Raw genomic sequence first — 3,405 nt, 5'->3', positions numbered from 1 at the left:
GTCAGGGACCACCACTACAAGTGGTAACAGCTCCATCCGCACAATACGGAATCCCCGGCCCGTCGGAATCGGGCCGGGGATTCCGGCATGTGGGGGTCCATTCGGCGGACGCGCGGCTCCAGTCGTTCACAGGTACGCCGGGGACACCGCCGCCGTCAGCACGCGGTGCGGGGTGCCTCCGCCGTCGGCCGCCACCGCGTAGAGGTCCGCGCCGTAGTCGCCCGCGAGTGCGTACGTGAGCGTGGCGTCGTCCTGCCGGACTGCCTGGTCGTCCACGCTGCGGGTTTCGGCCAGGGGGCGGTCCCTGAGCGTGCGCAGGTCCATGACGTGCAGGCGCCACGGGGCGTCAGCGGGCAGACCCTTGTCGCGGCTCTTGTAGGCGATGCGGGTGCCGTCGGGAGAGAGGGAGGGGCACTCCACGTTCGTCCGGAGCGTGATGAGCGTGCGGGTGCGCAGGTCGCCCCGTACCAGATACGTCCTGCCCTTCGTAGCGAGCGTCGCGTAGAAGTGCCGGTCCTCGGCCACGAAGGTGACGCCCCAGAAGTTGACGTCCGCGGCCCGGTAGCGGTGGCCGTCCTTGCGTATCGCGAAGCCTTCCAGAGTCGGGGTGAGCTTGCCGGTGCGAGTGTCGAGGATCGCCGCGCGGGTGGAGAAGTTTGTGCCGGCGTAGCTGTCGCCGCCCACGAACACCGTCGGTGAGCGTGACCCGGCCTGCAGCGACAGTCGGACCGCCCGGCCTCGCCACGTCACGCCGGTCGGAGCGCGCGACGGCGTGCGGCTCGGAGGCCGTGGCAACCGCCGCGAGCACGGCGACCGCGCAGACGAGGACGAGCAGTCTGGTCCGGGCGTTCGTCATACGGGAACCTTCGTGATCGGGCCAAGACGGAACGAGAACGCGGCGCACACAGCGAGCACCACCGCGGCCGCCAGCAGCGCCGCACGGTCGCCCCACGCCGTCCATGCGGCGCCGAAGGCCAGCGAGCAGACGAACCGGGCGACGGCCTGCCCGGTCTGCATCAGGGCGAGTCCCGACGAGCGCAGCTCCTCGGGCACGCTCTCCGACGCCGCCGCCATCAGGACGCCGTCGGTGGCCGCGTAGAACGAGCCGTGCAGGACGAGCACGACGTACGGGAGCGCCGTGCCGTGCCAGGGCGAGAGCAGCAAGGCCGTACGCGGCGAGCAGTGCCCCGTGCCCGGCGAGGAACACCCGCCAGGGGCCCACCCGGTCCGCGAGCCGCCCGAGTGGCAGGGCGAGCAGGAGAAAGCCGGCGGCGGTCCCGATCGGCAGCAGCGCGAACCAGCGGTCGGGCACGCCGAGGCGGTGCTGGAGCAGCAGGTAGACGAACGAGTCGCTGACGGTTGCGAGACCGAGCAGCAGGGCGCAGATACAGATACGCCGGATGCCGCGCCGCCGCAGGAGGGCGAGGGCGGCTCGGAGCGTGGGGCGGGGCCGCCGGTTCGCCCGGTCGGTGCGGCGTGTGGCGGCCCCGCCCGGCACGAACAGCACCAGCACCAGCACGCCGACCACTGCGACGCAGAAGCTCACCGTGAACACGGTGTCATATCCGTCGACCGTGGCGCGCAGGATCAGGAAGGCGGCGAGCGGGCCGAGCAGGGCGCCCGCGGTGTCCATCGCGCGGTGGACACCGAAGGCACGGCCACGGTCTCCGGTGACGATGACAGGGAGATCCGTGCGTCGCGCGGCGCGGTGCGCAGGCCCTTGCCGGTGCGGTCGGCCGCGAGGACGAGGCCGATGGGCGCAAGGGTGTGGGCGATGAGGAGGAGGGGTTTGCAGAGCGCCGAGAGGCCGTAGCCGATGACCGCGACGGACTTGTGGCGCCCGCCGCCCCGGTCCGCGAAGTGGCCGCCGACCAGCCGCACCAGCCTACGCCGCGGCGAGCCACCGCCCGCGGGCTACTGCTCCGCCCCAGGCGAGCGAGTGTCTACGTGCCTCCGGCCGGTTCAACGACCGGGCCGGACACGCTGTCACGCCCGGCCCTGTCCCGCGGGTGTCCAGGGACAGGGCCGGGGCGCCAATGGCCTACTTCAGGGCGACGCTGTCCCCGTAGGCGGTTGCGGTGCTCGTCGTGCTCGTGCCGGCGAACGTCCAGCGCCAGGTGCCGGCGGAGTTCGCGGTGACTGTTGTCCTGAGCTTGCCGCTGCCGTCGGTGGTCACCTTCTTGACCGTGGTGTAGGCGGAGGAGCCGGACTTCTTGTACTGAAGGGCCACAGCCTGGCCGCTGTACCCGGCGTAGACGTTGGTGTCCCAGTTGGCCCGGGTGAGCGTCCCGGTCACGGTGAGCGTGCGGCCCTTGGCGACCGGCTCGGGGGAGGCCTGAGTGCCGGCGAGCTTGGCGTAGCGCTTCACCTTGACCGGTGCGCTGTCCTCCAGGTCGTAGAAGTCGCCGTCCTTGGCGGCGGCCTCGGCGGTGAAGTGCCAGGTGCCGGCCGAGCTGTTCTTGAGGTCGTAGTAGTCGGTGCGGTTGGCGTCCAGGGTGAACTTGAAGACGCACTTCCTGGTCGTGGAAGTGGGCCGGGTGCAGTCGGCGGAGCCTGCGTGGACGATCCGGCTGTCGGGGCTGACCAGCTTGGCACCGTAGATGTCATTGATCCCGGACCCGTCCTTGGCGACGGCCGTGACGGTCAGCGTCTGCGCCGCACTGACTCCGGCGTTGACGGTCTTCTTGCTGAAGGACAGCGATGTGAAGACGGTATCGCCCTTATGGGTGTCGGCGTGCGCGGCCGGCGTCAGGACCGAGAGCAGCGCCAGAGCGCCGACGGCGGGGACCGCGGTGGAACGAATACGCATGTTTCTCCGAAAACGATGAGCCGGATCTTGTCCGGGCGCGTGGAAGACCTGTGACAGCCGCGGTTGGTTGTACGACGTCGGACGCGAACCGGTCGTGGGGAGCTCAGTAGCTGCGCCGCAGGCCCGTGGGAAGACGACGATCCGCTGAAGCTGCCGCCATCGCCGTGACTCTTTGGCCTTTGCTGCGCCGAGACTGTCGCGCCCGCGCACCTCGCGGTCTCCGTGAGGTGCGTCGAGGGGGAGCCGATCGGGGGCACGCCTTACTGGGCTTCGTTCCCGGCGGCGGCCGCGCGGGAATGATTCAAACTTCAATGAAGTTTGAACAAGCAGGCAAGGGGTTCATCAGCCCCTCGCCCCGGAATACCTCGGGCGCCTGGCGCCCGGACCACTGAGCGGATGCTCGTACAGGGAACGGAGAACGTGATGGCCGGTGTACAGGGAGTGAGCTGGAACGAGCGGCGGCAATACGCGAGCCGTCTCTTCGAATCCCAGCGTTACCGTGCGGCTACCCGGGTTCTCACGGACCTGGTTGCCGCGGCGCCCCGCAACCTGGACCTCCGGATGCTCCTCGCCCGCTCCTACTACTACACCGCGCA

The 3,405-nt window shown here is 70.2% G+C and carries 1 protein-coding gene and 2 pseudogenes; all 3 read right to left on the bottom strand.

Going from position 1 to position 3,405, the window contains the following annotated elements; translation table 11 throughout:
* Nucleotides 1-126 precede the first annotated feature (126 nt).
* Nucleotides 127-856 (bottom strand): annotated as a pseudogene (locus ABZV38_RS39900) (TolB-like translocation protein).
* Nucleotides 853-1,884 (bottom strand): annotated as a pseudogene (locus ABZV38_RS39895) (MFS transporter); the annotation flags it as partial. The pseudogenes ABZV38_RS39895 and ABZV38_RS39900, both read right to left, overlap by 4 nt.
* A 157-nt stretch (nt 1,885-2,041) precedes the next feature.
* Nucleotides 2,042-2,809, bottom strand: a complete 768-nt coding sequence (locus tag ABZV38_RS39890) for a calcium-binding protein (RefSeq protein ID WP_356333808.1) — start codon at nt 2,807-2,809, stop codon at nt 2,042-2,044.
* Nucleotides 2,810-3,405: the final 596 nt, after the last annotated feature.

Origin of the sequence: Streptomyces sp. NPDC005181, assembly GCF_040608395.1 — a bacterium.
GTDB lineage: Bacteria > Actinomycetota > Actinomycetes > Streptomycetales > Streptomycetaceae > Streptomyces.
This window is presented reverse-complemented; position numbering and strand designations above follow the sequence as displayed.

What these genes read in the sequence shown, in the direction of transcription:
- ABZV38_RS39890 (WP_356333808.1), bottom strand. Translation starts at nt 2,809, where the DNA reads ATGCGTATTCGTTCCACCGCGGTCCCCGCCGTCGGCGCTCTGGCGCTG.